This is a genomic window from Marinobacter daepoensis DSM 16072 (assembly GCF_000421165.1).
Taxonomy (GTDB): Bacteria; Pseudomonadota; Gammaproteobacteria; order Pseudomonadales; family Oleiphilaceae; genus Marinobacter; species Marinobacter daepoensis.
The window spans coordinates 341,305-366,914 of the sequence record NZ_ATWI01000011.1; the positions used below are offsets into that span (position 1 = coordinate 341,305).

24 protein-coding genes are annotated in these 25,610 nt (G+C 58.1%); 20 read left to right on the forward strand and 4 right to left on the reverse strand.

Annotation, left to right across the window (positions count from 1 at the left end; all coding sequences use genetic code 11):
* Window positions 1-90 precede the first annotated feature (90 nt).
* The 3 genes from pedF to K325_RS0113525 all read left to right on the forward strand — a co-directional run bounded on the left by pedF (window position 91) and on the right by K325_RS0113525 (window position 3,500).
* Entirely contained in the window at window positions 91-519 is a 429-nt protein-coding gene (gene pedF / locus K325_RS0113515; RefSeq protein WP_029654807.1) for a cytochrome c-550 PedF, read from the forward strand.
* 75 nt (window positions 520-594) lie between these two features.
* Entirely contained in the window at window positions 595-1,551 is a 957-nt protein-coding gene (locus K325_RS0113520) for a substrate-binding periplasmic protein (RefSeq protein ID WP_036193553.1), read from the forward strand.
* A 173-nt stretch (window positions 1,552-1,724) separates the two neighbouring features.
* The gene (locus tag K325_RS0113525; RefSeq protein ID WP_029654809.1) at window positions 1,725-3,500 is read left to right on the forward strand and encodes a PQQ-dependent methanol/ethanol family dehydrogenase; all 1,776 of its coding nucleotides are present in this window, start codon (window positions 1,725-1,727) and stop codon (window positions 3,498-3,500) included.
* 62 nt (window positions 3,501-3,562) lie between these two features.
* On the opposite strand, the gene K325_RS0113530 is transcribed toward K325_RS0113525, so the two are convergent.
* Entirely contained in the window at window positions 3,563-4,159 is a 597-nt protein-coding gene (locus K325_RS0113530) for an HD domain-containing protein (protein WP_029654810.1), read from the reverse strand.
* Window positions 4,160-4,173: 14 nt separating this feature from the next.
* Window positions 4,174-4,944, reverse strand: coding sequence for a class II aldolase/adducin family protein (locus K325_RS0113535; protein WP_156836597.1), 771 nt, complete (start codon window positions 4,942-4,944; stop codon window positions 4,174-4,176).
* 133 nt (window positions 4,945-5,077) lie between these two features.
* On the opposite strand from K325_RS0113535, the gene K325_RS0113540 reads away from it, so the two are divergent.
* On the forward strand, window positions 5,078-5,770 hold the full coding sequence (locus K325_RS0113540; RefSeq protein WP_036193556.1) for a Crp/Fnr family transcriptional regulator: 693 nt from the start codon (window positions 5,078-5,080) through the stop codon (window positions 5,768-5,770).
* Between the two features lie 14 nt (window positions 5,771-5,784).
* Here K325_RS0113540 and K325_RS0113545 read toward each other — a convergent pair whose 3' ends face one another.
* Window positions 5,785-6,846 carry an AraC family transcriptional regulator gene (locus K325_RS0113545; RefSeq protein WP_029654813.1) on the reverse strand — a complete coding sequence of 354 codons (1,062 nt, stop codon included), beginning with the start codon at window positions 6,844-6,846 and terminating at the stop codon, window positions 5,785-5,787.
* A 232-nt stretch (window positions 6,847-7,078) separates the two neighbouring features.
* Between K325_RS0113545 and K325_RS0113550 the strand changes: the two genes are divergently transcribed.
* From K325_RS0113550 to K325_RS0113570, 5 genes are all read left to right on the forward strand, one after another.
* Window positions 7,079-8,704 carry an AMP-binding protein gene (locus K325_RS0113550; protein ID WP_029654814.1) on the forward strand — a complete coding sequence of 542 codons (1,626 nt, stop codon included), beginning with the start codon at window positions 7,079-7,081 and terminating at the stop codon, window positions 8,702-8,704.
* Window positions 8,705-8,925: 221 nt separating this feature from the next.
* Window positions 8,926-10,446 (forward strand): acetaldehyde dehydrogenase ExaC, encoded by a 1,521-nt coding sequence (gene exaC / locus K325_RS0113555; protein WP_029654815.1) that lies wholly within the window; start codon window positions 8,926-8,928, stop codon window positions 10,444-10,446.
* 233 nt (window positions 10,447-10,679) lie between these two features.
* Entirely contained in the window at window positions 10,680-11,315 is a 636-nt protein-coding gene (gene acuR, locus K325_RS0113560; protein WP_029654816.1) for an acrylate utilization transcriptional regulator AcuR, read from the forward strand.
* A 42-nt stretch (window positions 11,316-11,357) separates the two neighbouring features.
* Window positions 11,358-12,341, forward strand: a complete 984-nt coding sequence (gene acuI / locus K325_RS0113565; RefSeq protein WP_029654817.1) for an acrylyl-CoA reductase (NADPH) — start codon at window positions 11,358-11,360, stop codon at window positions 12,339-12,341.
* Between the two features lie 41 nt (window positions 12,342-12,382).
* On the forward strand, window positions 12,383-12,961 hold the full coding sequence (locus K325_RS0113570) for a peroxidase-related enzyme (RefSeq protein ID WP_029654818.1): 579 nt from the start codon (window positions 12,383-12,385) through the stop codon (window positions 12,959-12,961).
* Window positions 12,962-12,972: 11 nt separating this feature from the next.
* On the opposite strand, the gene K325_RS0113575 is transcribed toward K325_RS0113570, so the two are convergent.
* Window positions 12,973-15,081 carry a NosR/NirI family protein gene (locus K325_RS0113575; RefSeq protein ID WP_029654819.1) on the reverse strand — a complete coding sequence of 703 codons (2,109 nt, stop codon included), beginning with the start codon at window positions 15,079-15,081 and terminating at the stop codon, window positions 12,973-12,975.
* A gap of 228 nt (window positions 15,082-15,309) precedes the next feature.
* Here K325_RS0113575 and pqqA point away from each other — a divergent pair, with 228 nt between their 5' ends.
* The 11 genes from pqqA (at window position 15,310) to K325_RS0113625 (ending at window position 25,610) form a co-directional block, all read left to right on the forward strand.
* Window positions 15,310-15,381 carry a pyrroloquinoline quinone precursor peptide PqqA gene (pqqA, locus tag K325_RS18410; RefSeq protein WP_007153157.1) on the forward strand — a complete coding sequence of 24 codons (72 nt, stop codon included), beginning with the start codon at window positions 15,310-15,312 and terminating at the stop codon, window positions 15,379-15,381.
* A gap of 55 nt (window positions 15,382-15,436) precedes the next feature.
* A complete protein-coding gene (gene pqqB / locus K325_RS0113580) occupies window positions 15,437-16,354 on the forward strand; it encodes a pyrroloquinoline quinone biosynthesis protein PqqB (RefSeq protein WP_029654820.1) in 918 nt (305 codons plus the stop codon).
* 8 nt (window positions 16,355-16,362) lie between these two features.
* The gene (pqqC, locus tag K325_RS0113585) at window positions 16,363-17,118 is read left to right on the forward strand and encodes a pyrroloquinoline-quinone synthase PqqC (RefSeq protein WP_029654821.1); all 756 of its coding nucleotides are present in this window, start codon (window positions 16,363-16,365) and stop codon (window positions 17,116-17,118) included.
* Between the two features lie 10 nt (window positions 17,119-17,128).
* Complete coding sequence (gene pqqD / locus K325_RS0113590; protein WP_029654822.1) at window positions 17,129-17,392, forward strand: pyrroloquinoline quinone biosynthesis peptide chaperone PqqD; 264 nt, start codon at window positions 17,129-17,131, stop codon at window positions 17,390-17,392.
* Entirely contained in the window at window positions 17,383-18,522 is a 1,140-nt protein-coding gene (pqqE, locus tag K325_RS0113595; protein WP_029654823.1) for a pyrroloquinoline quinone biosynthesis protein PqqE, read from the forward strand. The genes pqqD and pqqE overlap by 10 nt, the downstream gene beginning before the upstream one ends.
* The gene (locus tag K325_RS0113600; RefSeq protein WP_084694238.1) at window positions 18,503-20,326 is read left to right on the forward strand and encodes an alpha/beta hydrolase family protein; all 1,824 of its coding nucleotides are present in this window, start codon (window positions 18,503-18,505) and stop codon (window positions 20,324-20,326) included. The genes pqqE and K325_RS0113600 overlap by 20 nt, the downstream gene beginning before the upstream one ends.
* Before the next feature lie 93 nt (window positions 20,327-20,419).
* The gene (gene ercA, locus K325_RS0113605; protein ID WP_029654825.1) at window positions 20,420-21,583 is read left to right on the forward strand and encodes an alcohol dehydrogenase-like regulatory protein ErcA; all 1,164 of its coding nucleotides are present in this window, start codon (window positions 20,420-20,422) and stop codon (window positions 21,581-21,583) included.
* Window positions 21,567-23,312 carry a PAS domain-containing hybrid sensor histidine kinase/response regulator gene (locus K325_RS0113610; protein ID WP_029654826.1) on the forward strand — a complete coding sequence of 582 codons (1,746 nt, stop codon included), beginning with the start codon at window positions 21,567-21,569 and terminating at the stop codon, window positions 23,310-23,312. The genes ercA and K325_RS0113610 overlap by 17 nt, the downstream gene beginning before the upstream one ends.
* A 75-nt stretch (window positions 23,313-23,387) precedes the next feature.
* Entirely contained in the window at window positions 23,388-23,675 is a 288-nt protein-coding gene (locus tag K325_RS0113615) for a hypothetical protein (protein ID WP_029654827.1), read from the forward strand.
* A 46-nt stretch (window positions 23,676-23,721) separates the two neighbouring features.
* Complete coding sequence (locus K325_RS0113620; protein ID WP_029654828.1) at window positions 23,722-25,098, forward strand: class II fumarate hydratase; 1,377 nt, start codon at window positions 23,722-23,724, stop codon at window positions 25,096-25,098.
* A gap of 29 nt (window positions 25,099-25,127) precedes the next feature.
* Window positions 25,128-25,610 (forward strand): CDP-archaeol synthase, encoded by a 483-nt coding sequence (locus K325_RS0113625; RefSeq protein WP_029654829.1) that lies wholly within the window; start codon window positions 25,128-25,130, stop codon window positions 25,608-25,610.

Below are 25,610 nucleotides of genomic sequence, written 5' to 3' on the forward strand. Positions count from 1 at the left end.
AGTGGGGGTTTTTAGACTGGAAGGCAGAACGTTGGCAACCGATAAATCCAATAGCCAACCAAGGGGAATTCAATAACAGAGGTAACAACAATGGCGATGTCCTTTTCACTCAAAGCACTGGTGACTGCGTCCATGCTTGGCCTGGCCGGGCTGGTGTTTGCGCACGGGAACGTTACACCACAGGAAGTGGATACGGGCAACCTGCCGACGCTCGGAGATGAGGTGCGGATGGAGAATCCGTTCCGGGAAGGCAATGAGTTTGGCGAGATGAATAGCCAGGCCGTTGAGATCGGCGAAAGCGCCTACGCCGGTAACTGTGCCGGTTGTCACGGAATTCGTGCCATGTCTGGCGGGCTGACACCCGACTTGCGGGAACTCACTGAGTGGGACGATGAGTACTTCATCAACCGCGTTCGCAATGGGACGGATCGCGGCATGCCTTCCTGGAAAAACACGCTGGACCAGAATGCCATGTGGGCGATCCGGAGCTATGTGGAATCACTGCCCAAGCCGGAGTGATGACTCACCTATCGTGTTGAGAATGAATGATTTGGGCTGGCCTTGTGCCGGCCCGTCGTCGTTGGGAGAAAAACAATGAGAAGACTCGCGCGCGTTCTTGCACTGCTGTTGTTTACCCAGATCGTTATCGCCCAGGAGGTGGACGACGGAGATCGTCTGCTAAACCGGCCAGCGGACCGGACCTACGACATTATTCTGGAATCCGGTTACCTGAAGGTCGGGATGTATCAGGATTTCCCCCCCTATTCCTACGAGGTGGATGGCGAGCCGATGGGGGTTGATGTGGCGCTTGGCCGGAGAATCGCCCAGGAGATGGGGGTTGAGTTCAAGGTTCACTGGATTGTGCCGGATGAGAATCTTGGGGATGACCTGAGGAACAACGTCTGGAAAGGCCATTATCTGGCCAAGCGACGGCTCGCGGATGTGATGTTGCGGGTACCTTACGATAAAACTTATGCCTATATGCAGGACTCAACCGGCGAGTACATCAACGAACAGGTGGTGTTGTTTGGGCCTTACCAGCAGGAAACCTGGCAGATCGCCTTCGATCCGGCCCGGCTGGATTCGGTCGAGACCGTGGCTGTTTTTCAATACAACCGGATTGGTGTAGAGATCGATACCCTTCCGGATTTTTATCTGACGTCGGCACTGGCTGGGCGAATGCGCGAGCAGGTGCGTCATTTTAAAAGCGTTGAGGATGCGTTTCGGGCGATGAGAAGCGGCGAGGTCAGTGCGGTGATGGGCATGCGGTCGGAAATTGACCATGAACTGGCGAAAGCGGAGAACTCGAAGTTCCGGGCCGCGAGTAATGGTTTTCCGGGTATTGGCAAACAGGTGTGGGATGTGGGACTGGCCATTAAACACACGCACCGCCAGTTGGGGTATGCCCTGGAAGCCATTGTCGACAAGCTGGTTAAAAGTGGTGAAATGAACGAACTCATGGCCGGCCTGAATCTTCGTTACAGTGTGCCGGGGTACTATCGGAACTTTCTGGATGAGGAGGCTATTGCCCGGGCAGAGGGCAGCCGGTAGCAGGAAAGCCCGCCAATGGCGGGCTTTTTTCGGGTAGTAATACCAAGTGATGAGAAAACCTGTGCTGCGGGGCAATTGTTGCTTTTCGTCTCAGGGCAAAGAATCTCTCCAGAGGCGGGAAAAGTTCCCGGTTCGCCGAGAAACCGAAAACAAGAGACTTGGAGAGCGCAACCATGAGAACTAACAAGTTCGGTATTCGCATCGCAGCCAGTGCCCTGGCGATGGCCGTATCCTACGGGGCCTATGCGGTAACCGACGAAGACATCATCAACGACCACAAAACGCCGGAAGATATCGTCAGTTACGGCATGGGAACCCAGGGCCAGCGCTACAGTACGCTGGAAGATCTGAACACCCGCAACGTGCGCTACCTGCAGCCGGCCTGGGCTTTCTCATTTGGCAGTGAAAAAATGCGTGGCCAGGAGTCTCAGCCGCTGGTCAAGGATGGGGTCATGTACGTGACAGCATCCTACTCCCGTATCTATGCCGTAGACGCCCGGACAGGCGAGGAAATCTGGCAGTACGATGCCCGTTTGCCAGATGGCATCATGCCTTGCTGCGACGTGGTCAACCGGGGTGCAGCCATCTACGGTGACAAGGTGATCTTCGGGACTCTGGACGCCAAGCTGGTTGCCCTGAACAAAGACACTGGCAAGCCGGTATGGATCAAGAAAGTCGCCGATTACCAGGCGGGTTATGCCATCACGGCGGCGCCGATCATCGTCAGGGGTAAAGTAATTACCGGCGTTTCCGGGGGTGAATTCGGGATTGTCGGTAAGGTGGAAGCCTACGATGCGAACACCGGTGACCTGGTCTGGACCCGTCCGACGGTGGAAGGCCACATGGGCTACGTGTACAAAGACGGCAAAAAAATTGAGAACGGCATTTCCGGAGGTAAGGCCGGAGTAACCTGGCCCGGTGAAATGTGGAAAAACGGTGGTGCTGCCACATGGCTTGGCGGAACCTACGACGCGGATACCGATTCGCTGTTCTTCGGCACTGGTAACCCGGCACCCTGGAACTCGCATTTGCGCCCGGGTGACAACCTGTTCTCGTCATCCCGGCTGGCGATTGATCCGGATGATGGCAGCATCAAATGGCACTTCCAGACCACCCCGAACGACGGCTGGGATTATGATGGTGTTAACGAGCTGATCTCCTTCGATTACAAAGAAAAGGGTAAAACCGTTAAGGCGGCGGCGACGGCAGATCGTAACGGCTTCTTTTACGTTCTGAACCGTGAAAACGGTGATTTCATTCGCGGTTTCCCGTTCGTCGACAAGATCACCTGGGCCAAGGGGCTGGACCCTGAAACCGGCCGGCCAATATACGCCGACGGTGGGCGCCCGGGTAATCCTGCAGATATGGATGGCAAAAAAGGCGAGACGGTGGTTGCACAGCCCGCGTTCCTGGGCGGCAAGAACTGGATGCCTATGGCCTATAGCCAGCAGACAGGCCTGTTCTACGTGCCTTCGAATGAGTGGTCCATGGATATCTGGAACGAACCGGTCTCTTACAAGAAGGGCGCGGCGTTCCTTGGTGCTGGTTTTACCATCAAGCCGGCCAATGAGGATTACATCGGTGTGCTTCGGGCTATGGACCCGAAAACCGGTAAGGAAGTCTGGCGTTATGAGAACACCGCGCCATTGTGGGGTGGTGTGATGGCCACGGCGGGTGGGCTGGTCTTTACCGGTACCCCTGAAGGCCACCTGAAAGCATTTGATGCGAAAACCGGTGAAGAACTCTACCGCTTCAATACCGGCTCCGGTGTTGTGGGCACTCCGGTAACCTGGACCATGGATGGCGAGCAGTACGTTTCCGTGGCTTCCGGCTGGGGCGGCGCGGTGCCACTCTGGGGTGGCGAAGTTGCCAAGGTGGTCAAGGACTTCAACCAGGGCGGTATGGTCTGGACGTTCAAGTTGCCCAAAGACCGGTTGGCTAGTAACTGATCTGCACTGCGTGAAAAAAGGTCGCCCCCGGGCGACCTTTTTTTTGCCTGCCGGGCCTGAGGTTACTCCATGGCTGACTCGGCATCTTTATAGAGCGACCGGACCGGCTTGGCAAACACCTTCCGGACCATGGGCTCAAAGTAATCCAGAGGCAGCGTCTCTGCATCCGGATCGAACGCTGGCGAGTCGTACTTGCTGACGAACTCGACGGTACGTTTGAAATGGGGATGATCCCGGTAGTGATTGCGCTTATCGCGGTCCATACCGAGGTAGTGAAAAAAGTAATAGCCCTGGAAAATCGCATGGTGCTTGATCATCCAGTGATTGGCTTCGCTGACAAACGGCTCCAGCAAAACCGCGGCCACATCGGCGTGATTGTAGCTGCCGAGCGTGTCCCCGATGTCGTGGAGCAGGGCGCAGACCACATACTCGTCGTCTTTGCCATCCCGGTGCGCCAGTGTGGCGGTTTGCAGGCAATGGGTCAGTCTGTCAACGGGAAAACCGCCGAAGTCACCGTCCAGAAGGCGCAGGTGATCCAGAATGCGGTCTGGCAGTTCCCGGGCAAACTCACCGAACTGTTTGGCGATGAGGTGCCAGTCCTCGGCGGTGCCGTCTTTCATGTGATGAAACTGTGCTTTGGGCATGGTGCTCTGGTTCATGATTGTTCTCCTGATCAGTTCCGGAAGCCCGGGTCTGTGCGGTCGAGTTTTCGCAGCAGGCCGGGCCAGGCCAGTTGCCCCCCCATCCCTTTGGTTACCTGTTTGGCCTGGGCCTGAATGGTGCTCAGGATGTCATCCGGAATGTGGACAAGGGTATCTCCTGAAGCCATGGCCTGAAGCTGGATTTCACAGGCTCTTTGCAGGATGTACATGCCCAGAAACGCCTCAGCGACGCTGGTGCCGGTGGTCAGCAAGCCGTGATTCCGCAGAATCATGAAGTTGTTGGTGCCAAGGTCTGCCTGCAGACGGGCTTTTTCATCTTCGCGCAGGGCCACGCCCTCGTAATCATGGTAGGCAAGGTTCGACAGCGGGAACAGGCTCTGCTGGGACAGCGGCAGCAGACCGTGCTTCTGGGTTGAGACCGCGACACCTTCGGTGGTGTGGGTATGCATGACGCAGGCGGCGTCTTCCCGAACGGAATGCACGGCGCTGTGAATGGTGAAGCCGGCGGGGTTTACATCAAAGTCATCGGGATTGAGTTTGTTTCCGTGCTGGTCAATCCGAACCAGGCTGGAGGCCGTGATCTCATCGAACATCATGCCGTAAGGGTTAATCAGAAAGTGATGTTCCGGGCCGGGAATGCGAACTGAAATATGGGTGAAGATCAGGTCATCCCATCCGTACATTGCGATCAGACGGTAGGCGGCCGCAAGGTCAACGCGGAGTTGCCACTCTTGCGCACTGACCTGAGATTGCTTCGACGGAATGTTCAATGGTGCAGACATGCTCATAACCTCGGGGAATCCGATTGTTGTTGGAATGGATCGGTTCCGAGTCTAGGACGATCAATGGCCAACAGACTGTCAAATCGTTTACATTTAGTGGTGTTCCATTGTCTTTGAGTTCCCGAGGTGATCAATGTCGATACCCGATGTTCGGGCGGTGATGAGGTCCTGTCTGTTGTTGGAGGGGTTCCCGGAAGCGGCCTTCCGGGAGGTGGCCGCGATGACCAGAATCCGGCGATTCCGGGCCGGAGATCCGATCTATGACCGGGGCTCAATGCAATCCACGCTCTGTGTGATTGCCAGTGGCACGGTACGTATCACATCGGTGAACGCGGCGGGGCGAGAGGCCACCTTGATCATCTTCAATGCCGGGTCCTGGTTTGGCGATACGGTCTTTTCTCCCGGAATGCCTCGTGTGTTCGGTGTCACGGCCCATGAGGAGGTGGTCATTCTGGAGTTGCCCGGTGAGGGGTTCCGCCAGTTGATGGCGAAATACCCGGAGAGTTATCCGCGGGCTCTGGATCTGGTCAGCCGACGGCTCTGGTCGGCCATGTCCATTATCGAAGACGATGCGCTGCGGGGGGTGGTGGCGCGCATTGGCCGACGGCTTTTGTTTCTGGCGGATATTCAGGGGGCTCATTCTGGTGGGGCGGTGACCATCCGGCTCACGCGTGAGCAGCTTGCCAACATGATGGGAATGACCCGGCAGGGTGTGCATGCCCGCATCAGGGAACTTGAAACGATGGGGTTCGTTACCCTGGATTACGGGCGGATTACGTTGTCTTCACCGGAGGCGCTGGAAGCGTATATCCGCACACTGGATTAATGGATCTTGCCGGGTCAGGTCAGCCAGGCGGGCGTCCTTCTGCGTGGGGGCAGCAGTCTCGGGCGAGCGGCAATGCCGCGTTCTTTGCGCCATTGGCGTGGACTTGCCCCATACCACCGCTGGAAGGCCCGTGAAAATGCGGCGAGATCCGAGTAGCCCAGAATGCCAGACAGCTGGGTCAGACTGATGGTTGACTCCTTCAGGTAACGCTCGGCCATACTCTGGCGGGTTTCATTCAAAAGTTTCTGGAAGGAGGTGTTTTCCTGTGCAAGGTATCGCTGAAGTGATCGAGGGCTGAGCATCATGTAGTCGGCGATGAGCTCAATGGTGGCCTGGCCATTGGGCAGGAAGCTCCGCATCAGGCGCCGGACATAATCCGGCAGCTCTCGTACGGTGAGTGCGTCCATCTTTTCCAGATGTTCCCGTATGAGTGCGTGCAGCTCAGGGTCGGAATCGCTCAGGGGCAGGTTCAGCAACTGGGCGTCGAATACCCAGCCATTGCTTGTGCTGTTGAACTGGGGAGTTACGCCGAGGATCCGGGCATAGGTATGAGCGGGGCTGCCGGCACCATGCCTGAAGTGAACGCCGGAAGGTTTCCAGCACGACCCCATCAGCATTTTCATGAGTGACTTGCCAACCCCGATTGCCAGTTCAACGATCTGACGGCTGGGGACGCCATCCTCCAGGGCCGGCTCATAGGTGAGAACGGCCATGCCCTCTTCCACAGAGGTGGCGACCTCGGCCGCGCTGGAATGCAGGTGGTAGTAGTGGGTGAGCTCGCTCAGCGAACCGCCCACCGTATTGGCGTTTTTGAACAGATAAAGGAGTCTTCCGAAGACAGCGGTACCCTGAAAGGCACCGTACTCCAGTCCGAACAGGGGGTTGCCGGATTCCCGGGCACAGATCTCCAGAAGCTGGGCCATCCGGGAGTAGGGAATCAGGTTGTCCGGCTGCGTCAGTGTATCCTGAGGCAGGCCCGCCTGGGCCAGCGCCTCCCGGTAGTCCAGTTGATATCTGCTACAGAATTCGTCGAGCTTCGTCAGGGTGGAGGCTCTGGAAAGGTTGGTTCCGTTCATGTTCTCGGTCTGGTGCTTGGTGTTGTTATGCGCCCAGTCTGTCTGGGTTGGCGCAAGTAATCAAGGTCTGGCGTCAGGTGCAAAGTTATTCATTGTCTCTGGTCTTTATTGTCGCAAATTATCAAGTTTTGGGCGCCTTCTATCAGGTTTGTGGTTGTGGGGTGCGCGAGGATTCAAAATGGCCGTCACCGGCCATTGGCATAACAACTTATAAAACCCTACAGGAATAAACATGAAACCCTGGCTTGATTCCTACCCCAGTGATGTACCCCACACCATTAACGCAGATGCCTACCCGTCTGTTCTTGGCCTGTTTGAGGATGCTGTACAGAAGTTTCCCGGACATGTGGCGTTGGAGTGTTTTGGAAAATCCCTGACCTACCGGGAGCTGGACAAAGAGTCTGACGCTTTGGCATGTGCGTTACAAAGCCAGTATGGCGTAAGAAAGGGTGACCGCATTGCAGTGATGCTGCCCAATATTTTCGCGTATCCCATCGCCCTGCTGGCGGTGCTGAAAACCGGGGCCATTCAGGTTAACGTGAACCCTCTGTATACGCCGAGGGAACTGGAGCATCAGCTCAACGATTCGGGCGCAGAGACCATCCTCATTTACTCCGGATCAGCGCCCTCGCTGGCCGCTATCCGTGACAATACGTCAATTGCCCAAGTCATCACTGTTAATCCGGGCGACGGTGCAGGGCTTGCCATTCCGGGAGGAGATATTTCGGCTGAGCTCGGCCAGCATACCCCGCTGGCGGACCTGCTTGAACAGTACGCCGGAAAACAGCCTGAAAACGTACCTCTGTCCGGAGACGATGTTCTGTTTCTTCAGTACACCGGTGGCACAACGGGCCCGTCCAAAGGTGCCACGCTGACCCATCGAAACCTGATTGCCAATACGTTGCAGTTCCGCAGCTTCATACCGGCGGCCAACGCACCCGGAGATGAAGTGGTGGTGCTCGCTCTGCCGATGTATCACATTTTCGGCCTGATGATTTACGTTGCGTATGCAGCCATTGGCTCAAAATCCATCCTGATTCCCAACCCCCGGGATATGGATGCCTACCTGGGCGCCATCAAGGATTCCGGGTTCTCGGTGATTGGTGGCGTGAATACCTTATACGCGGGAATGACCAAGCATCCGCTGTTCAAGGACATTGATCTGTCCCGCTATAAAGTCGCCTTTGGCGGTGGCTCCAAGATTTTCCCGAGTACCTCTGAAGCCTGGAAGGCGCGCACCGGCGCTCATATTGTCGAAGGTTTTGGCCTGTCGGAAACGGCGCCGATTCTGACCCTGAACCTGATGGGGCAGGAAAGTTTCAGCGGAACCGTGGGCTACCCGGTGCCGTCAACCGAAGTCAGGGTGATTGATGAGAACGAGCAGGAAGTCCCGGTCGGAACGCCAGGGGAATTGTGCGCCCGTGGGCCGCAGGTAATGAAAGGATACTGGAACCGGGTACAGGAAAGTGAAGCCACGTTCACCCGCGACGGATTCTTCAAGACCGGCGATGTGGCCGTTATGCACCCGGACGGGCAGTTCGAGATTGTTGACCGTAAGAAAGACATGATTCTCGTGTCGGGCTTTAACGTGTATCCCAATGAAGTGGAGGCCGTGGCTACCGAGTTACCGTCGGTCAGCGAAGCGGCCTGCGTTGGTGTACCTGATGAAAAAACCGGAGAACGCATCCGGTTGTTTGTGGCCCCGGTGGCTGGTGCGGACATTGATGAGGAGGCGCTGATCCGTCACTGCCGTCAGAGTCTGGCCAGTTACAAAGTACCCAAGGAAATTCGGGTTCTGGATGAGCTGCCCAAGTCCAATGTGGGCAAGATTCTTCGTAAGGATCTCAGGAACGTCTGAGCACTGGATAACCTGCTTCAGACTGACGCGGGGCTCGTTGCGGAGCCCCGTGCCCCCCTCTTGTCATTCCCCCGTCATGATCGCCCCGCCATTTACTACCAAGGGATGAGTTTTTCACCCCCATGGGATCATTCACCAATCCTGGTTTGACGACTACATTGAATAGGTAAACGCGAAAGGCCGCGTTGGCAAGCGACAAACACAACAATGAGGTCAATGTCATGATCTACGCACAACCAGGAAAGGAAGGTTCCGTTGTTTCTTTCAAATCCCGCTACGAAAATTACATTGGCGGCGAATGGGTAGCACCGGTTAAGGGCCAGTATTTCGAGAACATCACGCCTGTCACCGGCGAGGCTTTTTGTGAGATTCCCCGTTCGACGGCGGAAGACATTGAACTGGCACTGGACGCTGCACACAAGGCCGCACCGGCATGGGGCAAGACCTCCCCCACCGAGCGCTCTAACATCCTCCTGAAAATTGCCGACCGCATTGAAGCCAACCTGGAAAAACTGGCTGTGGCCGAGACCTGGGATAACGGCAAGGCGGTTCGTGAAACCCTGAATGCGGACATCCCGCTGGCGGCAGACCACTTCCGCTACTTTGCTGGCTGTATCCGGGCCCAGGAAGGTCATATGGGTGAAATTGACCACAACACCGTGGCCTATCACTTCCATGAGCCGCTGGGTGTCGTTGGTCAGATTATTCCCTGGAACTTCCCGCTGCTGATGGCCGCCTGGAAACTGGGCCCCTGTCTGGCTGCCGGTAACTGTACTGTGCTCAAGCCTGCGGAGCAGACGCCGGCCAGCATTCTGGTGCTGATGGAGATCATCGGTGATCTTCTGCCGCCGGGTGTTCTCAATATTGTTAACGGGTATGGCATTGAGGCCGGTCAGGCGCTGGCGACCAGCAAACGCATCGCGAAGATTGCCTTCACCGGATCGACTCCGGTGGGTTCTCACATCCTGAAATGTGCGGCTGAGAACATCATTCCGTCCACCGTTGAGCTGGGAGGCAAGTCGCCGAACATCTACTTCTCCGATGTCATGAAAGCCGAGCCGGAATTCATCGACAAGTGCGTTGAAGGTCTGGTTCTGGCCTTCTTCAACCAGGGCGAGGTCTGCACCTGTCCGTCCCGTGCACTGGTTCAGGAAGACATGTTTGAAGCGTTCATGCAGAAGGTGGTCGAGCGCACCAAGGCCATCAAGCGCGGTAACCCGCTGGATACCGAAGTTCAGGTTGGCGCTCAGGCATCGAAGGAACAGTTCGACAAGATCATGTCGTACATGGAAATTGGCAAGCAGGAAGGTGCGGTTGTTCTGGCCGGCGGTGACCGGGAACACCTGGATGACGAGTTCAACAACGGTTTCTACATCCAGCCGACCCTGTTCAAAGGCGATAACAAAATGCGCGTCTTCCAGGAGGAAATCTTCGGGCCAGTGGTGGGTGTGACCACTTTTAAAACCGAAGAAGAAGCGCTGGCCATCGCCAATGATACGGAATTTGGTCTGGGCGCTGGCGTCTGGACGCGGGATACCAACCGTGCGTATCGCATGGGCCGGGCGATCCAGGCCGGTCGGGTCTGGATGAACTGCTATCACGCCTACCCGGCTCACGCCGCGTTTGGTGGTTATAAGCGTTCGGGTGTGGGGCGTGAAACCCACAAGATGGCTCTGGATCACTACCAGCAAACCAAGAACCTGCTGGTGAGCTACGACACCAACCCGCTCGGATTCTTCTGATCTGCAAGCGTCGGGGGCTCCCCACACGAGCCCCTTTTCGTGTGACCGCACAGGGACCGTGCATCTGTTGAGCCCGGTACTTGCCGGGTTGCTCCTCACGGAGCGCGGGATGTTCTACCACTCTCCTTAGGCCCCTCCCAGGGCCTTTTTTTGTGCCTGTTTGTTTTTTCTAGACGAGTGGTCTAAAGTTGCTTTATGTTTTTGTAGACGACTGGTCTAAATAGGGCGAGGTGATGGACGAAAAAACGGTAAAACGCAAACGCGGTCGCCCTCCGAAGCATCAGGGCGCCGGATACCAGGACACGCGTCAGGCTCTGATTGACGCGGGCCTGGCCGTGCTGACGGAGAAAGGCTATTGCTATACCGGGCTGGATGAAATTCTGCGCCGTGCCGGTGTGCCAAAGGGGTCCTTCTACCATTACTTTGAGAACAAAGAAGCGTTTGGTCGTGACCTGATCGAGGCTTATGGGCGTTTCTTTGCTCGCAAGCTGGAGCGCTCCTTTTCGGATGCCTCTCTGAGCCCTCTGGCGCGCATCGACGCATTCGTTGAAGGCGCGAAAGCCGGAATGGAGAAGTATGGGTATCGGCGTGGTTGCCTGATTGGCAATCTGGGGCAGGAGATGAGCGCGTTGCCTGAGAGTTTTCGGGTGCTGCTGCGTGAGACGTTTGTGGACTGGGAAACCCGGGTTGCCCGGGTGCTGGATGAGGCGCGGCAGGCGGGAGAGATCCCGGCTCACGCAGAGACTCAACTGCAGGCCCGGTTCTTCTGGATCGGCTGGGAAGGTGCGGTACTTAGGGCAAAACTGGAGCAGTCCTCTCGGCCACTGGGCCAGTTCGCCCAAGGTTTCATGGCGCTCGTGCGCGCCTGATGCAAGCAGTTCAATTCATGTAGACGGATGACCGGAGGGTTTATGTTCAAAGCTATTCTGATGGAAGGCAGCCGGGGGGATCAGCAGGTTTCCCTGGCATCGGTCGATGAAGCTCAGTTGCCAGAAGGTGATGTAACGGTTGAGGTGGCCTACAGCACGTTGAACTATAAGGATGCCCTGGCCATTACCGGCCGGGCGCCGATTGCCAAATCCTACCCCATGGTTCCGGGCATTGATCTGTCGGGGACGGTCACAGAGTCCACCAATCCGGCCTTCAGTGCCGGGGATCAGGTGGTGCTGAACGGTTGGGGCGTCGGAGAGAAGCACTGGGGAGGGCTGGCTCAGAAGGCCCGGTTGTCGGGGGACTGGCTGATTCCCCTTCAGGCGCCGTTCACCCCTCGCCAGGCCATGGCCATTGGCACGGCGGGATACACCGCGATGTTGTGCGTGATCGCTCTGGAGAAACACGGAGTAACGCCGGATTCCGGTGACATTCTGGTCACCGGGGCAACGGGTGGTGTGGGTAGTGTTGCGATCGCGATTCTGGCCAAGCTGGGTTATTCCGTCACAGCGGTGACGGGGCGGTCGGAAGAAGCGGCCTACCTGAAGTCGCTCGGCGCCAGGCAGATTCTGGACCGTGCTGAGCTGAGCGGGCCGGGTAAACCCTTAGCCCGTGAGACCTGGGCGGGCGCCATTGATGTTGCCGGAGGTCAGGTGCTGGCGAACGTCTGTGCCGGGATGAAGTATGGAGGCGTTGTCGCCGCCTGTGGCCTTGCGGCCGGCATGGATTTCCCGGCCACGGTTGCCCCATTCATTCTGAGAGGTGTAACCCTGTGCGGTGTGGACAGTGTGATGGCGCCCAAGGCGGATCGTCTTTACGCCTGGAAGCGGTTGTCTGAGGATCTCTCGCCCGATTTGCTGGATAGCATGATCACTGAGGTAGCGTTTGAGGACGCCATTGAGGCCGCCGGTCAGTTGATGGATGGCAAGCTTCGGGGGCGCATCGTTATTCCGGTCGCCGGTTGATGCCGGTGTTTACCAACCAACAATAAGACAGAGGACGCTGTATGTCAGAATTGAAAGAGCAGCCCATAAGCCGGTTCCCGGTGCCAGACCTGAATGCATTGCCTGAGGATATCCGGGATCGGATACTGAGGGTGCAGGAGAAATCGGGGTTCATCCCGAATGTGTTCCTGGCTCTGGCTCATCGCCCGGATGAGTTCCGGGCCTTCTTTGCGTATCACGACGCGTTGATGGAAAAAGACAGCGGGCTCTCCAAGGGCGAGCGCGAAATGATTGTGGTGGCCACCAGCAACCTGAATCAATGCCAGTATTGTGTGGTGGCCCACGGAGCGATTCTGCGGATTCGGGAGAAGAACCCGCTGATTGCCGATCAGGTGGCTGTGAACTACCGGAAAGCGGATATTACAGATCGGCAGAAAGCCATGCTGGATTTCGCCGTGAAAGTCTCACAATCTGCGTACGCGGTGAGTGATGACGACTACGCGCGATTGCACGCCCACGGATTTACCGATGAAGATGCCTGGGATATCGTGGGTATCACGGCATTTTTTGGCTTGTCCAATCGTATGGCGAATGCCACCAGCATGCGGGCAAACCCTGAGTTCTATTCGCTGGGCCGATGAGCGCCGGGGCTTCATGCCCCGGCTGCGTCCGTGGCCAGAATCCGGGTCTGTTTCTGCCGTTGCTTATTTTGAACAATGGCGTCCACACACTGGTTCTGGTCGCGGAGAATGACCACACACTCCAGGCACTGGATACACTCGTCGTAATCCACCCGGCCATCCTTGCGGATGGCATTGATGCCGCACTCATTCTTGCAATGCTGGCATGGCTGCCCGCATCGTTTGACCCTCTCTAGCCAGCTAAACAGGCGGAAACGCCCAAGAATGGCCAGCCCTGCTCCGAGAGGACACAGATAACGACAGTAAAACTTGTGAATGAACAGGCCAATGGCTAGCAGGCCGAGGGCATAGATAACGAAGGGCCAGTAACGTACAAAATACAGAGTAATGCTGGTTTTGAACGGCTCCACTTCGGCCAGTTGTTCAGCCAGGGTCAGGGAGTAGAAAGCGGTTGCCACCAACCCGGCCAGTATCGGGTACTTCAGCAGGATGAGCCGACGGTGCCAGCGCTCCGGAACCTTAACCTGGCGTAGTCCCAGCCGCTGGCCAAGCCAGGAGGTCATTTCCTGAAGTGCTCCGAACGGGCAGAGCCAGCCGCAAAACAGCCCTCGCCCCCAGATAAACAAGGTGACAAAGGTGTAGCACCAGAGGATGAAAATGACCGGGTCCAGCAGAAACACGTTTAGCGAAAAGTCATCCCAGAGGGCCAGGAACAGGGTGTAGATGTTCACCACAGACAGCTGTCCCTGGGCATAAAAGCCGATGAAAAACAGCGTGAACAGCAGAAACCCCCAACGGAATCGATGAACCAGTTTCGGGTGGCGGGTGAGCGTTTTCTGTCGGGCAAAGACAATCGTGAGTAGCGTCAGGCTTGCGACCAGAACGCCGATTTGCCACCACCGTTCCTTCCATAGCCCCACCCACATCGGCTCTCTGTTACTCTGGTGTCCGGGCTGTACCTCCACCGCCTCGAACAGGTCGTCTGAGAAGCGCACAGGGACGGTGAATCGGGCGTTGTCGGTCACAAGGTGGTTCCTGGGGAGAGAAATATCCAGGTGAAACGTGGATTCTGACCCGGGGTTGAGTCCGGCATTTCCGCCGACCCGAAACAGGTTCATGATCTCGAGGGGCGGGGCCCCGGAGGCGGCGATGGCTTGCCCGGGCTCAAGCCAGTTCAGATCCCGCATTTCAATGGCAAGCTGGCCCTGGTGGAGCCCGATCCGGCTGGGTGTGCTGCCGGGCACAAAGTCCGCGCTTACGTGGGGGAATGTCCCCCGGGACATCAGCATCATTACTTTTCCACGGCCATTCAGACGCTCCATGAAGGCCTGGTAGCGTTGGTCGCCAAGCAGATTCCGCCCGACCATGGGGGCGTTCATGTAGGCGAAATAGATCTCGGTGAACGGTTCGCCTGGCAGCGGCTCGAGATCTACGGGGTAGTCGGAAAGCGGGCGCCCGAGTTTGTCCTCAACGTCAGCAGCCGACAGCCGGGCTTTCAGAAGGTAGCCTCTGTCGAGTAGCTGTTGCCAGCTCAGAGGCTCATAGAAGTCCTGTCTGGCTTTGGTGGGAGCGGCCTGGGCGAAACCGGCAAGTTTGTTTCGGGCGACCTGAAGGGCAGACGACAGCACGGTGTCGTTGATGATCAGCACCGAGACGGTTGCCTTGCTGACGCCGTCAAAATACACCTGGTTGTCGGTAGCATTCCGGGCTGATCGACTGGAAGCCTGAACAATGATCTGTTCGGTCAGGGATCGCCCTTCGTACTGGGCCACAAACTCCGTCAGAGGTTCTTCGCCCAGTCCATGCAGAAACACGGGCTCATGGTGATGCAGCACCTTGACGCCGGTGAACCGGCCTTTGGTGTCCAGCCCGATCATCATAGTGATCGGTTTGCCGGCAAACCCCGGCAGTCGGGTGAAGTCGGTGGAGAGGTAGGCGTAGCCCAGCAGTTCCTGCAACTGGTACACCGGATACACCGGAAGATCGGGCAGTTTGTTTTCAATGACGGTCGCGGATGGAAACAGTGCCTGGATGACTTCCCGGGTTTCATCGGGCAGTTCTGAGCTGTAACCAGACAGCGGCCATGCCAGCAAAACCATGAACAACAGGCGCCGAAGCATGAGACGTCTCCTGACTTTATTATTGTATCTTTCTCATGTTAGAGAGCAGCGGCCTTCGCTCAATTCAACCTCCGGGCCAAAGGCCTGCTACTTTCAGGCGGCCAAAAACGGTTCCAAAGTACCATATGGGGGCGCTGCCGCTGTGATTAGCATAAAAGTCATCGTGGGCCGTTGCCTGCGGTGCCCATAAATGCCAAGCACTAACAATCATGACAAGAGGTGAGCATCATGTGGACCAAACCAGCTTATGAAGACCTGCGCATCGGTTTTGAAGTCACTATGTACTTCGCAAATCGCTGAACACTGAACAGCCAGCCTCCGGGCTGGCTGTTTGTTTTCTGTTCCGGAGGTCCCCATGCAGATTCGTATTCTGGGGTCGGGTGCAGGCGGTGGTTTTCCGCAGTGGAACTGCAATTGCCGCAACTGTTCCGGCTTTCGTATGGGCACGCTGAATGCCCGTGCCCGCACCCAGTCGTCCATCGCGGTCAGTGATGATGGCGAGCGCTGGGTGTTGTTCAACGCTTCGCCTGACATCCGCTCCCAACTGATGGATTTTCCAGCCCTACAGCCCGCCCGGGCGCTCCGGGATACCGGCATCTCAGCCATTGTCCTGATGGACAGTCAGGTGGATCACACTACGGGGCTGTTGTCCCTTCGGGAGGGGTTACCACTGGATGTCTGGTGTACGCCTCAGGTGCATGGGGATCTGAGTACCGGTTTCCCGCTGTTTGATATGCTCCGGCACTGGAACGGAGGGCTGAACTGGTGTGCCATTGAGCCTGACGAAGCGCACGCGTTCCGGATACCAAGTGCCCCCTCGCTGGAATTCACGGCGATTCCGCTTCTGAGTAATGCGCCGCCATATTCACCGCGCCGTGATCAGCCGCATCCTGGCGATAACATCGGGATCTTTATTCGGGATGCTGCCAGCAACCAGACTCTGCTTTACGCGCCGGGGTTGGGGCAACCGGATGAGCGTATCAAGGCCTGGATGGCCAAAGCCGATGTGCTGTTGGTGGATGGCACCGTCTGGCACGACGATGAAATGATTCGTCAGGAAGTCGGAACCAAAACCGGGCAGCAGATGGGGCATCTGGCCCAGGCCGGCCAGGGAGGCATGATCGAGCTGCTGGATACGCTGCCAGCGGCCCGCAAGATTCTCATTCATATCAACAACACGAACCCGATCCTCGACGAAGATTCGCCGGAGCGCGCCGAGCTGGCTGAGCACGGTATAGAAGTGTCGTGGGATGGCATGCACATTCATCTGTGAGAACGGTCATGAACGCCAAAGCCAATCTGCCCCTGAACCGGGACGACTTCGAAAAGGCGCTGCGTGCGAAAGGCGCCTATTACCATATCCATCACCCGTTCCATCGTGCCATGTACAGCGGCGCTTGCTCACCGCAGCAAATTCGTGGCTGGGTGGCCAATCGCTATTACTATCAGATCAATATCCCGCAGAAAGACGCCGCGATCATGGCCAACTGCCCGGATGCGACGGTTCGTCGGTTATGGCTTCAGCGTATTCTGGATCATGACGGCCATGACGATGACGCCGGTGGAATCGAAGCCTGGCTGTTGCTGGCCGAGGCGGTCGGGCTTAGCCGGGAGGAAGTGATTGACCAGCGTCACGTGCTGCCCGGTGTGCGCTTTGCGGTTGATGCCTATCTCAATTTTGCCCGCCGGGTGTCCTGGCAGGAGGCTGCCTGCTCGTCTCTGACGGAACTGTTTGCCCCGGAGATTCACCAGTCCCGGCTGGACAGCTGGCCGGACCACTACCCCTGGATTGAAGCTGAAGGGTATCGCTATTTCCGCAAGCGCTTGTCTGAGGCCCGCCGGGATGTTGAGCATGGTCTGGACATTACCCTTGATCACTTTACCTCAACAGCCCAGCAACAGAGGGCTTTTGAGATACTACAGTTCAAACTGGACATCCTGTGGAGCATGCTGGATGCCATGACCATGGCTTATGTGCACAACACCCCGCCGTACCACACGGTTACAGACCAGCAGGTATGGCACCGTGGGGTGTGAGGAGACCGAGATGTCGAACATTCCACGATTGCGTCGAGGCTTCCGTTTTCAGTGGGAGCCCGCCCAGCAGAGCCACGTTCTGCTCTATCCGGAAGGGATGGTCCGGCTGAATGGCAGCGCAGGGGCCATTCTGGCGGAAGTCAACGGGGCCCGGAGCCGGGCAGAGATCATTGAGTCCCTGGAGCGGCAGTTCCCGGAGGCCGGTTCCCTGGCCGGCGATGTCGACGAATTCCTGACTGAGGCCACCCGTCAACACTGGATTGAATGGCCATGAACGGCGCACAGGATGGGGTTGGCCCACCCCTGTGGCTGTTGGCCGAACTCACGTATCGCTGCCCGCTTCAGTGCCCTTACTGCTCCAACCCGCTGGATTACGCGGATCAGGACCGGGAACTGTCAACTGAGCAATGGCTCGATGTCCTCCGTCAGGGACGTGCCATGGGGGCCGCCCAGCTTGGCTTCTCCGGCGGTGAACCGTTGGTGCGCACAGACCTGCCAGAGCTGATCGCCGGTGCCCGGGAGCTGGGTTACTACACCAACCTGATTACGTCCGGGCTGGGGTTGACCGAAGCCAAGGTTCAGGCGTTCGCGGACGCTGGACTGGATCACATCCAGGTCAGCTTTCAGGCTTCAGACCCCGAGCTGAACAACGCGGTAGCCGGTTCCCGGAAGGCGTTTGATCAGAAACTCGCTATGGCCCGGGCCGTGAAAGACGCGGGTTATCCGATGGTGCTCAATTTCGTAATCCACCGCCACAACATTCATCAGATGGCGGACATTCTGGCTCTGTGTGAAAACCTCGGAGCGGATTATGTCGAGCTGGCTACCTGCCAGTATTACGGTTGGGCGTTTGCCAACCGGGAAGGGCTGATGCCCTCAAAGGCGCAGCTTGTTGAGGCCGAAGCCACGGTAAACCGGTACCGGTCTGATTTGCTCAGCCGTGAGCACCCGATGAAAGTTATTTTTGTGACGCCGGATTATTACGAAGAGCGCCCGAAGGCGTGCATGAACGGATGGGGGAGTCTGTTTCTCACCGTTGCGCCGGATGGCACCGCGCTGCCATGCCACAGTGCCCGACTGTTACCGATTGACTTCCCGAATGTGACGGAGCAGTCGCTGGAAGACATCTGGTACCGAAGCCCAGGGTTCAACCACTACCGGGGCGATCAGTGGATGCCTGAACCCTGTCGGTCCTGCGACGAGAAGGGCAAAGACTTTGGCGGCTGCCGCTGTCAGGCCTATCTGCTGACCGGCAACGCGGACAATGCTGACCCGGTTTGTGGGAAGTCGCCTCACCATGACCGGATTCTGGCAGCCCGGACGGCGGCCGACCACGCGACCACGGGCCTTGAGGAACTGATCTTTCGCAACGCCCGGAACTCTCGTGTTATCTGCCGTAGCTGAGCCGCTCTCGGCCAGGGACGCCTGCCTTCAGGCCCGGCAATTTTCAGAACTCCAGGCCTGTGGTCGCGCGGTCTTCTGGCTGGCCTCCGAGCCAGAAACGGGGAACGTGGGTCTGTGGCAGTCGGATGCGGCGGGTACGCGGCAGCTGAATACCGGCGCCAGTGTGCGCAGTCGACTGAATGGGTACGGTGGCGGGTCTTATGCGGTCATGCCGGGGCTTATCTGCTGGGTTGCTGATGATCAGAGCCTGTGGATGATGGACCTGACTCAGGGGCGGAGAACGTGCCTGGTGGACGTTCCCGGGGTGGCCTGGGGAGGGGTCGTTGCAGACCCCCGCCGCCGGCGCTGGCTGGCGGTTCGTGAAACTCAGGGGCACCAGGCCCTGGTGGCCGTTGGCTGCCAGGGTGACGTTGCGGTCCTTGATGACCGCTTTGATTTCTATGGGGCTCCGGTCATCAGCCGGAACGATCAGGTGGCCTGGGTCACCTGGCAATTGCCTCACATGCCGTGGGACCAGTCTCAGCTGTGTTGTGCCCGGTTCAACAATGCGGGGGAACTGATCGGGCGAATGACCGGGGCCCCGCCAGGGGGCGGCTCGGTGCAGCAGCCACAGTTTGTCTGCGAGCAGCTTTGGGCGCTGTCGGATCACCGGGGCTGGTGGCAGCCCGTCCGGGTTGTGCCGGATCAAGGGGTTTTACGCTGGCAGCCGGAGCAGGCTGAGAGTGCCGATCATGCCAATGCACCCTGGCAACTGGCGGAGCGGCATGCTTGTCCGTTGCCGGATGGCGGCTGGGCCCGCGTACGTTATGTCCAGGGCTGGGGGCAGTTGTGGCTCGAACGTCTCGGGCGGCACCTGAGGGTCGCCGGGACCTGCAGTGATTTTCGTCACCTGGTGGTACGGGACAACGAACTGGTTTGTATTGCCCGCGGGCCGGATCAGGGGGACAGCGTCCTCCGGATTGATCTGGCGACCGGGCGGGCGGGCGCGCTGGCGGCCGCGCCATCACCGCTGTCGGGCGCCCCCTGCGTCTGGCCGGAATCGTTGGTACTGCCGCCAGACGACCACCACCCGCATGGGCTGCAAGCGTTCCTGTACCACCCGGAACAATCCCGTAAGGCCCCGCCGCTTATCCTCGTGGCGCACGGGGGGCCCACCTCTGCAGCCTACGCCACTTTCAATGCCCAGACCCAGTTCTGGTGTCAGCGGGGCTTTGCGGTTGCAGAGGTGAACTACACCGGCAGTACCGGTTTTGGCCGGGCTTTCCGTCAGGCGCTGGCTGGCCAGTGGGGGCGGGCCGATGTGGCTGACATGATGCGTATGAAAGAGGCGTTTGCGGCAAAGGGGCTGATTGATCCGCATCGTGTGTTTATTCAGGGGCGGAGCTCCGGCGGGTATACCGCGTTGATGGCGGCAACCCGGACGGATCACCGGATACGGGGGTTGGCCAGCTTGTTTGGGGTGACTGACCCGCTGCGACTGAAGGCTGCGACTCATCGTTTCGAATCGGGGTATCTGGACTGGCTGTTGGGGCCGCCAGGCCCGGAAGGGCGTTATTGGCACTCACGGACACCCGCGCGCCTTGCGAGCAGTATTTCGTGCCCCGGGTTGTTCTTTCAGGGAGGGCAGGATCCGGTGGTAGTCCCGCAGCAGACCCGAACCATGGTCGATGCCATGAAGCGAGCGGGTCAGTCTGCGGAACTGGTGTGGTTTGATGAGGAAGGGCACGGTTTCCGCTCGCTGGAGCATCAGACGCTGGTTCTTGAGTCACTCTGGCGTTTTTATCATCGCCTGGCCTCAGGGTGACGGAGGTTAGCCAAAAGGTCGATGAAGCGTTCGGCAAGTTGGGGTAGTATGTCAGTTACTCCTATAACAACAATCTGATGTGCCAGGCCCCTCATGAGTTACGACATTTCTTCATTGCGAAAGTTTGTCTCCCCGGAAATCGTGTTCGGGGCCGGTTCTCGCCGTTCGGTGGCCAACTTTGCCAGTAATTTGGGTGCCCGGCATGTGTTTCTGGTTTCAGACCCTGGCGTTGAAGCCGCGGGCTGGGTTGGCGAAATTGAAGGGTTGCTGAGAGGCGCGGGCCTCGAGTGCACGACCTTTACTGCCATTTCCCCGAACCCGAAGGTGGATGAGGTTATGGCGGGGGCTGATCAGTATCAGGCCAACGAGTGTGACGTGATTGTTGCCATTGGCGGAGGCAGCCCCATGGACTGCGCCAAAGGGATCGGGATTGTGGCCACTCACGGGCGTAGCATTCTGGAATTCGAGGGGGTGGATACCATTGTCAATCCGCCACCGCCCATGATCCTGATCCCCACCACCGCCGGAACATCGGCGGATGTTTCCCAGTTTGCCATCATTTCCGACCCGAATCGGCGGTTCAAGTTTTCGATCATCAGCAAAGCCGTGGTGCCGGATGTCTCGCTGATTGACCCGGAAGTTACAGAAACGATGGGGTCATACCTGACGGCTTGCACGGGCGTGGATGCTCTGGTGCATGCCATTGAGGCTTTTGTTTCTACCGGGTGCGGACCGTTAACGGATACCCATGCTCTGGAAGCGATTCGCCTGATCAACCGAAACCTTGAGCCTCTGGTCGCGAACCCATCAGACCCCCGGCTGCGTGAGCAGATCATGCTGGCTTCCATGCAGGCTGGTCTGGCGTTCTCCAACGCCATTCTCGGAGCCGTCCATGCCATGTCTCACAGTCTGGGTGGTTTTCTGGATCTGCCCCACGGACTTTGCAATGCTCTGTTGCTGGAGCACGTCGTTGCCTACAACTTCCCGTTCGCGGAGGACCGGTTCCGGCGCGTGGCCGAGGCCATGGACATCGACACCCGGGGGATGACCAATCTTCAGGTCAAGAAACACCTTATGGCGCGGATCATTACCCTCAAGAAAACGGTCGGGCTGGAAGCACGGCTCAAGGAGCTGGGGGTTACGACGTCCGACATTCCTCACCTTTCCGGTTATGCATTGAAGGACCCCTGCATACTGACCAACCCAAGGAAGTCGTCGCTTCGGGATGTTCAGGTGGTGTATGAAGAAGCCTTCTGACAGCGGGTACGGGATTGGCGATCTCCTCGGCCTTGGGAGCCAGTCGGTCCGCAAGAATTATTACCCGGCGTTGCAGGAACGAATCGACGAACTGGAACAGGAACGAAACCGCTACAAATGGCTGTTTGAGAACGCGTTGCACGGTATTTTCCAGGCGAACCTTCGTGGTGGCCTGTTGGCCTGCAATCCGGCCATGGCCCGTATTTGCGGTTACCAGACCCCGGAACAGCTTCAGCAACGGCTGATCCGGCTTCGGGAACAGTTGTTTTTCAGTGCCGCTGAGTTTGATGTTATCCGCCAGGAGCTGCTGGATTATGGCAGTCTCAGTGCGCGTGAAACCCGCTTTCGTCGTGCCGATCAAACCCCGGTGCATGTGGCAGTGACCATGCTCCGCCGGCCTGATCTGGGGCCAGAGGTGGTGGAGGCGTTTGTTGCCGATATTACGGATCGGGTTCAGGCCCGGGAGAAGCTGGAGCAACTGAACGCGGAGCTGGAACAACGGGTGGAAGAGCGCACGGAAGCCCTGCAGAACGCTAATGTTGATCTTCGGTACCAGATTGAAGAGCGTGAAAAGGTTGAGCAGGAACTGGTGGTGGCAGTGGACGCCGCGAAAGAGGCAAACCGGAGCAAGGATAAATATCTGGCGGCCGCCAGCCACGATTTACTCCAGCCGCTGAATGCCGCCCGCCTGATGATTTCTGCCCTTCAGGACAGTGAGTTGCCAGACCAGGAAAGCCGAATGGTCCGGCAGGCGCACCGGGCTCTGGAAGGGGCAGAGGACCTGCTTGCCGACCTCCTCGACATCTCCAAACTCGATCAGCAGGCGATGAAGCCGGATCTGATCTACACCGATATTGATGAGATGGCTCGGGGGCTTGGGGCGGAATTTGAGGCCGTGGCGGTAAACGCCGGCCTGGCATTTCGGGTCCGGTCAGCGCCTGCCATGGTGCACACGGATCAGCGCATGCTGACCCGCATCCTCCGAAATCTCATGAGTAATGCCTTCCGTTACACCCGGACGGGGGGAGTGATGCTGGCGGTGCGTGTCTGGGAGAACGAGGTTCGCCTCGAAGTGTGGGATACCGGTGTGGGTATCGATTCGGCCAAGCTGGACGACATATTCACTGAGTTTCATCAGATCCTGCCTGAGGGGAGCGGGGGACGGCAAGGGGTTGGGCTGGGGCTGGCCATTGTTGAACGCATGGTTCGGGTTCTTGGTTACCGGATCGAAGTAGCCTCTCGGCCGGGGCGGGGATCACGCTTTCGCCTGGTGTTGCCCAGAGCTTCCGTCCCCACGTTTCAGGCATTTGCTCGCCCCTCAATGCCTGAGTCACTGGACAAAGGGTTTGGGGGGGCTGTGGTGCTGGTGATCGATAACGAACCGGCGGTGCTTGAGAGCATGCAGATGCTGCTCGAACGCTGGGGCTGCCGTGTTGTGGCGGCATACAGTCGTGAACATGCGCTGGCCACCCTGAAGGAAGAACAGCTGACACCGCAGGCGGTGCTGGCGGATTACCACCTGGACCATGGCCAGACCGGGTTTGATGCCATTCACGGTGTGCGCAAGTATCTGGGGATGGATCTGCCCAGTGCGATTATCACCGCCGACCGAAGTGACGAGACCCGGGCATTGCTCCGGGCCCAGTATCTGCCCGTACTCAACAAACCGGTCAAGCCAAACCGGCTCCGGGCTTTGTTAACCAGTCTGGTCGCCTCATCATCGTTCTGACCGCTCTGTAATCATCGCCTCCCCTGCCTTGAGGGAACGACTACACTTAGTTCTAGTGATCAGGAGGTAGGCGAGATGACAACTCAAGAGAATAATCTGACCAATCATGAGGTAACGATCTGCCTTGCCGGAGGGGCTGTGCTGGGGCCGTTTAATGCGACCTGGACCCGGGATTCCGGTGGCGATGTGAGAGAGCTGGTCCGGCAGTACGATGCCTTTCTTCAGGGCGAGAAACAGAGCCGGTTCAAGTTTCACCTTCACGATACCTACACCAACACGGTTCAAACTCTCATTCTGAACTTTGAGCAAGTGACCGGCATCTGCGACCATGTCCGGTTGAGGTCCCGCAACAACGACACCTGATGTCGTGTTGGGGGAAGCGTCAAGCACCATTTAAAAGGAGAGGGCAGTGACTGAGTTCAGAACCGAGAAAGATAGCCTTGGTGAGGTTCGGGTGCCGAAAGAGGCGCTTTGGGGGGCTCAGACGCAGCGAGCGGTGGACAATTTTCCGGTGAGCGGGCATCCCATGCCTCCGGCGTTTATTTCTTCCGTGGTTCAGGTTAAGCGCGCCGCGGCCCAGGCCAATGCCTCGCTGGGACTGTTGGCCCCGGAGCTGCGGGATGCGGTTTGCGACGCCTGCCAGAGGCTACTGAACGGCGAGTTTGCCGACCAGTTCCCGGTCGATCGGTATCAGACGGGTTCCGGCACCAGCACCAACATGAATGTGAATGAGGTGATCGCAGCGCTGGCTCGTCAGCAAGGCCGTGATGTGCATCCCAATGACCACGTAAACATGAGCCAGAGTTCCAATGATGTGATTCCAACGGCGATTCACGTCAGTTCGTTGTTGTCGGTGAAAACGCAGCTTTTGCCGGCCCTGTCTCACCTGCGCGGTGTGATCTACGGCCGGGAAGCCGAATTATCGAGCCAGGTGAAGACCGGACGCACCCACCTGATGGACGCCATGCCGGTCACTCTGGGGCAGGAACTTCGAACCTGGCGTGAACAGATCGCGGCGGCGGAGCGGCGACTGGAGACCGCCATGGCGGATCTGGCTTTTCTGCCCCAGGGTGGGACGGCGGTCGGCACCGGCGTTAATGCGGCTTCCGAGTTTGCCGGACAATTCGTGAAGTTTCTGAAGAACAACACGGGCTACCCGTTCCGATCCATGGAGCACAAGTTTGTTGGCCAGAGCGCGGTGGATGCGCCTGTCGCGTTGTCGGCCCAGTTACGCGGTGTTGCGGTAGTGCTGACCAAGATCGCCAACGATTTGCGTTGGATGAACAGTGGGCCGATTCATGGGCTTGCGGAAATCAGTCTGCCCGCTTTGCAGCCGGGCAGTAGCATTATGCCTGGCAAGGTGAATCCGGTTGTGCCGGAATCTGTCGCCATGGTCTGTACTCAGGTGATGGGGCTGGACACTGCCGTTGCCATAGCCGGGCAGTCCGGTAACTTTCAGTTGAATGTGATGCTGCCCCTGGTGGGGGCCAATCTGCTGGATATGATCCATCTGTTGACCAGCGCCACGGGTTTGTTGGCAGATAAGGCCTTGAAAGGCTTTACCGTGAATGCCAGCAATCTGGACCATGGCGTTGGTCGTAATCCTGTATTGGTTACCGCGTTGAATCCGGAAATCGGGTACGCGCTGGCGGCGGATATTGCCAAGGAAGCGTATCGTACCGGACGACCGGTTATCGAGGTTGCCGAAGAGCGAAGCGGGTTGAGCCGGCGACGGCTTGAGGAACTGATGGACCCGCTGAAGCTGACACGGGGAGGCCTGACCTGACGGGTCGACTGTGAAATGAGGGGGCGAGGGTGCTGCTGTCTCTTGAGTTGTATGTAATGCTTGTGCTGGCGAACGGGTCTCCGGTGGTGGTGGCGAGGATGCTGCATCATCGGGGTAACTGTCCGATTGATGGCGGCAGGCTGTGGATGGACGGCAGACCTCTGCTTGGGTCAAGCAAGACCTGGCGAGGCCTGTTTTCCGGGGTAGTCACCTGTGCGCTGTTTGCCTTTTGGACTGGGTTGGGCTGGCTGTTCGGCGCATTCTTCGGCTTTCTGGCGTTGTTGGGCGACATGGTCAGCAGCTTTATCAAACGCCGGATGGGGCTGGCCTCCAGCGCCCGGGCGGTCTGGCTTGATCAGCTTCCGGAAGCGTTATTGCCCATGGCGCTGGCCTGGTACTGGCTGGAACTGCCGCTTTGGGAAGCGCTGGCTGTAGCGCTGTTGTTCGCGTTATCGAATATGTTGTTTTCCCCCCTGTTTTTCCGCCTGGGTATTCGCAAACAGCCTCACTGA

Bases quoted from the DNA above. Each gene is read 5' to 3' on its own strand.
- K325_RS0113550 (WP_029654814.1), top strand. From the start codon at position 7,079: ATGAAACCCTGGCTTGATTCCTACCCCAGTGATGTACCCCACACCATT.
- K325_RS0113525 (WP_029654809.1), top strand. From the start codon at position 1,725: ATGAGAACTAACAAGTTCGGTATTCGCATCGCAGCCAGTGCCCTGGCG.
- K325_RS0113610 (WP_029654826.1), top strand. From the start codon at position 21,567: ATGAAGAAGCCTTCTGACAGCGGGTACGGGATTGGCGATCTCCTCGGC.
- K325_RS0113530 (WP_029654810.1), bottom strand. From the start codon at position 4,159: ATGAACCAGAGCACCATGCCCAAAGCACAGTTTCATCACATGAAAGAC.
- K325_RS0113575 (WP_029654819.1), bottom strand. From the start codon at position 15,081: ATGCTTCGGCGCCTGTTGTTCATGGTTTTGCTGGCATGGCCGCTGTCT.
- ercA (WP_029654825.1), top strand. From the start codon at position 20,420: ATGAGTTACGACATTTCTTCATTGCGAAAGTTTGTCTCCCCGGAAATC.
- K325_RS0113540 (WP_036193556.1), top strand. From the start codon at position 5,078: ATGTCGATACCCGATGTTCGGGCGGTGATGAGGTCCTGTCTGTTGTTG.
- pqqD (WP_029654822.1), top strand. From the start codon at position 17,129: ATGTCGAACATTCCACGATTGCGTCGAGGCTTCCGTTTTCAGTGGGAG.
- pqqC (WP_029654821.1), top strand. From the start codon at position 16,363: ATGAACGCCAAAGCCAATCTGCCCCTGAACCGGGACGACTTCGAAAAG.
- pedF (WP_029654807.1), top strand. From the start codon at position 91: ATGGCGATGTCCTTTTCACTCAAAGCACTGGTGACTGCGTCCATGCTT.
- pqqE (WP_029654823.1), top strand. From the start codon at position 17,383: ATGGCCATGAACGGCGCACAGGATGGGGTTGGCCCACCCCTGTGGCTG.
- K325_RS0113615 (WP_029654827.1), top strand. From the start codon at position 23,388: ATGACAACTCAAGAGAATAATCTGACCAATCATGAGGTAACGATCTGC.
- acuI (WP_029654817.1), top strand. From the start codon at position 11,358: ATGTTCAAAGCTATTCTGATGGAAGGCAGCCGGGGGGATCAGCAGGTT.
- acuR (WP_029654816.1), top strand. From the start codon at position 10,680: ATGGACGAAAAAACGGTAAAACGCAAACGCGGTCGCCCTCCGAAGCAT.
- K325_RS0113545 (WP_029654813.1), bottom strand. From the start codon at position 6,846: ATGAACGGAACCAACCTTTCCAGAGCCTCCACCCTGACGAAGCTCGAC.
- pqqB (WP_029654820.1), top strand. From the start codon at position 15,437: ATGCAGATTCGTATTCTGGGGTCGGGTGCAGGCGGTGGTTTTCCGCAG.
- exaC (WP_029654815.1), top strand. From the start codon at position 8,926: ATGATCTACGCACAACCAGGAAAGGAAGGTTCCGTTGTTTCTTTCAAA.
- K325_RS0113535 (WP_156836597.1), bottom strand. From the start codon at position 4,944: ATGTCTGCACCATTGAACATTCCGTCGAAGCAATCTCAGGTCAGTGCG.
- K325_RS0113520 (WP_036193553.1), top strand. From the start codon at position 595: ATGAGAAGACTCGCGCGCGTTCTTGCACTGCTGTTGTTTACCCAGATC.
- K325_RS0113570 (WP_029654818.1), top strand. From the start codon at position 12,383: ATGTCAGAATTGAAAGAGCAGCCCATAAGCCGGTTCCCGGTGCCAGAC.